2 protein-coding genes are annotated in these 3,857 nt (G+C 67.2%); both read right to left on the reverse strand.

Going from position 1 to position 3,857, the window contains the following annotated elements; all coding sequences use genetic code 11:
* Nucleotides 1–91: 91 nt before the first annotated feature.
* Complete coding sequence (gene metK, locus ACZ562_RS20640) at nt 92–1,315, reverse strand: methionine adenosyltransferase (RefSeq protein ID WP_471181010.1); 1,224 nt, start codon at nt 1,313–1,315, stop codon at nt 92–94.
* 79 nt (nt 1,316–1,394) lie between these two features.
* Nucleotides 1,395–2,996 carry an acyl-CoA carboxylase subunit beta gene (locus ACZ562_RS20645; protein WP_471181012.1) on the reverse strand — a complete coding sequence of 534 codons (1,602 nt, stop codon included), beginning with the start codon at nt 2,994–2,996 and terminating at the stop codon, nt 1,395–1,397.
* Between the last annotated feature and the right edge of the window lie 861 nt (nt 2,997–3,857).

The following is a 3,857-nucleotide window of genomic DNA, read 5'->3' on the forward strand; positions in this document are numbered from 1 at the left end:
AAGTACGTCCAGTACGAGGACTTCCGGCCGGCACGCCGAGAGCACGCACCGGACGCCGCTCCTTGACGGGCAAACCTTGGCTGACGCGGCACTAGAGCCCCGCGGCCTTGCGCAGTGCGTCCACCCGGTCCGTCTTCTCCCACGTGAAGTCGGGCAGCGCACGGCCGAAGTGGCCGTAGGCGGCCGTCTGGGCGTAGATCGGGCGGAGCAGGTCGAGGTCGCGGATGATCGCGGCCGGGCGCAGGTCGAAGACCTCGGTGATCGCCGACTCGATCTCGTCCGTGCCGACCGTGTTCGTGCCGAAGGTCTCCACGAACAGACCGACCGGCTCGGCCTTGCCGATGGCGTACGCCACCTGGACCTCACAGCGGGAGGCCAGGCCAGCCGCGACGACGTTCTTGGCGACCCAGCGCATGGCGTACGCGGCCGAGCGGTCGACCTTGGACGGGTCCTTGCCGGAGAAGGCGCCACCGCCGTGGCGGGCCATGCCGCCGTACGTGTCGATGATGATCTTGCGGCCGGTGAGGCCGGCGTCGCCCATCGGGCCGCCGATCTCGAAGCGGCCGGTCGGGTTGACCAGCAGGCGGTAACCCTCGGTCTCCAGCTTGATGCCCTCGTCGAGGAGCGCCTTCAGTTCGGGCTCGACCACCAACTCGCGGATGTCGGGCGCGAGGAGAGAGTCCAGGTCGATGTCCGAGGCGTGCTGGGAGGAGACCACGACCGTGTCCAGGCGGACCGCCTTGTCGCCGTCGTACTCGATGGTGACCTGGGTCTTGCCGTCCGGGCGCAGGTAGGGGATCGTGCCGTTCCTGCGGACCTCGGACAGGCGCTTCGACAGGCGGTGCGCGAGGTGGATCGGGAGCGGCATCAGCTCCGGCGTCTCGTCGCAGGCGTAGCCGAACATCAGGCCCTGGTCGCCCGCACCCTGCTTGTCGAGCTCGTCCTCTTCGTCTGAGCGGGAGGCACTCCCGACGCGCTTCTCGTACGCCGTGTCGACGCCCTGCGCGATGTCCAGGGACTGCGCGCCGATGGAGACGGAGACGCCACAGGAAGCGCCGTCGAAGCCCTTCGCCGAGGAGTCGTAGCCGATCTCGAGGATCTTGTCGCGCACGAGCTGCGCGATCGGCGCGTACGCCTTTGTCGTGACCTCGCCGGCCACATGCACCAGGCCGGTGGTGAGCAGCGTCTCGACGGCCACGCGGGACGTGGGGTCCTCGCGCAGCAGCGCGTCGAGAATGGTGTCGCTGATCTGGTCAGCGATCTTGTCGGGGTGACCCTCGGTCACGGACTCCGAGGTGAACAGGCGACGGGACACGACGCTCCCTGTGGTTGCAGCGGCTGCTGGCTGATCATTGACGGACGGGACGGGGGGCGGCGTGATGCCAAGCCCCCGGTCACTGGGGTGGGTTGCCGTGCTTGCGGTTCGGTAGATCCGCGTGCTTGGTGCGCAGTACGGCGAGCGCGGCGGCCAGTACCTTCCGGGTCTCGGACGGATCGATGACGTCGTCCACGAGGCCGCGCTCGGCCGCGTAGTACGGGTGCATCAGCTCGTGCTTGTATTCCTTGATCTTCTGTGCGCGTACGGCGTCGGGGTCCTCGGCGCCGCTGATGTCGCGGCGGAAGATCACATTGGCGGCGCCCTCCGCGCCCATGACGGCGATCTCGTTGGTCGGCCAGGCGTAGGACAGGTCGGCGCCGATGGAGCGGGAATCCATGACGATGTACGCGCCCCCGTATGCCTTGCGGAGGATGAGCTGGATGCGTGGCACGGTGGCGTTGCAGTACGCGTACAGCAGCTTCGCGCCGTGCCGGATGATGCCGTCGTGTTCCTGGCCGACGCCGGGCAGGAAGCCGGGCACGTCGACCATCGTCACCAGCGGGATGTTGAAGGCGTCGCACATCTGGACGAAGCGCGCGGCCTTTTCGCTGGCGTTGATGTCGAGCACGCCGGCCAGTGACTGCGGCTGGTTGGCGACGATGCCGGTGACATGACCGTCGATCCGGGCGAGAACGCACAGGACGTTGGTGGCCCAGCGCTCGTGGATCTCCATGTACTCACCGTGGTCGACGCACTCTTCGATGACCTTGCGCATGTCGTACGGGCGATTGCCGTCGGCGGGCACCAGGTCGGGGAGGGAGTCGTTGCGGCGGTCGACCGGGTCGTCGTTGTCGACAGACGGCGGCATCTCGCGGTTGTTCTGCGGGAGCAGCGACAGGAGGTAGCGCACGTCCTCGATGCAGGACTGCTCGTCGTCGTACGCGGAGTGGGCGACACCGGAGACGCCGGAGTGGACGTCGGCGCCACCGAGCCCGTTCTGAGTGATCTTCTCGCCGGTCACGGCCTGAACCACGTCCGGGCCTGTGATGAACATCTGCGAGGTGTCGCGGACCATGAAGACGAAATCGGTCAGGGCGGGGCTGTAGGCGGCGCCACCGGCGCACGGGCCCAGCATCACGCTGATCTGCGGGATGACACCCGAGGCCCTGGTGTTGCGCTGGAAGATTCCGCCGTAACCGGCGAGGGCGGTGACGCCCTCCTGGATACGGGCGCCCGCGCCGTCGTTGAGGGAGACCAGCGGGGCCCCGGCCGCGAGGGCCATGTCCATGATCTTGTGGATCTTCTGGGCGTGCGCCTCGCCCAGGGCGCCGCCGAAGATCCGGAAGTCGTGGGCGTAGGTGAACACGGTGCGGCCGTGCACGGTGCCCCAGCCGACCACGACGCCATCCGTGTGCGGTTTCCTCGCCTCCAGGCCGAAGCCGGTGGCGCGGTGCCGGCGCAGCGGCTCCACCTCGTGGAACGAGCCCTCGTCGAGCAGCAGCCCGATGCGCTCACGGGCCGTCAACTTGCCCTTGGCGTGCTGGGCTTGCGTGGCCTTCTCGCCGGGACCACGGTGGACCCGCTCGCGCAGCTCGCGGAGTTCGGTGGTTCTCGCAGCGGTGTCGGCCGGTATCGCGGAAGTCTGGTCATCGACCGGCGCTTCGGACCTAGCCGTCATCTCGAACACTCCAAGGTCGGACACTCCAAGGGTCGGGGATCTGTCCCGCGGCCCAAGGACAGTTGCCGGTTCCAATAGCTAACACACCATCGGTCCAGGGCGCCACTGAACTCGATTGAAAACTGTGATCAGTTGGCGATTTCGTCTCAGTGATGCGGCCGTCGGCGGCGTAACCGGCCTTTAACGTGGGTCCGATATTGTCGGGCAGCGTGCCGGATTCCTTGCCGGAGGCTGAACTCGGCGTGAGCGGAATCACTAGTTCCGCATTCTGGGCCGATCTCGGCAGGCACGATGGACCCGTTCCTGTCGGCCTTCCGGTCCCGGGAGCCGGGAGAAACTTGACGGCTGCTTGGATCTTGAGCATGCTGTGGTTGAACGCGTGAACGCCGTTACCGTGACCTACGGGGGAAGGGGAACGCGCACGACTGGAAGCGAGTGATGCCGGGTCCGGCTCACTCGTACGGGGCTGTGAGCCGACTTGACCGTCCGGCTCACGAGCGGCATTGCCGCCATATCAGGGGGAAGTTGCTTCAGCATGTCCGTGAGGGGCATCGCTCACCCGGCCGGCATTCGAGAAGCGCAGGTGGAGGCCTGTGTCTCGGAGGGCGGTTGTGGTTAGAGCTTGTTGAAATTCGTACCGATCACCTAGTTCGACGGGCTTGTCGTCCCGCGGAAGACGCAATGGTGCGTCACGTCCAGGCCTGGTTGAGCCGGACGCCGGGGATCGACCGGCGGAGGTCCGCAATGGCGCCGACCCCGCGTGTTTACAGACTCCGCCCGGGAGCTCCAGTTCGGACAAGTACCAATTGATGACGCTGGGCGTTGGCGTGACTTCCCGATGCCCGCTGCCGCGGTACTGCC

The organism is Streptomyces sp. NPDC040410 (assembly GCF_055595715.1).

Coding starts and splice junctions, on each gene's coding strand:
- ACZ562_RS20645 (WP_471181012.1), bottom strand. CDS start 2,996: ATGACGGCTAGGTCCGAAGCGCCGGTCGATGACCAGACTTCCGCGATA.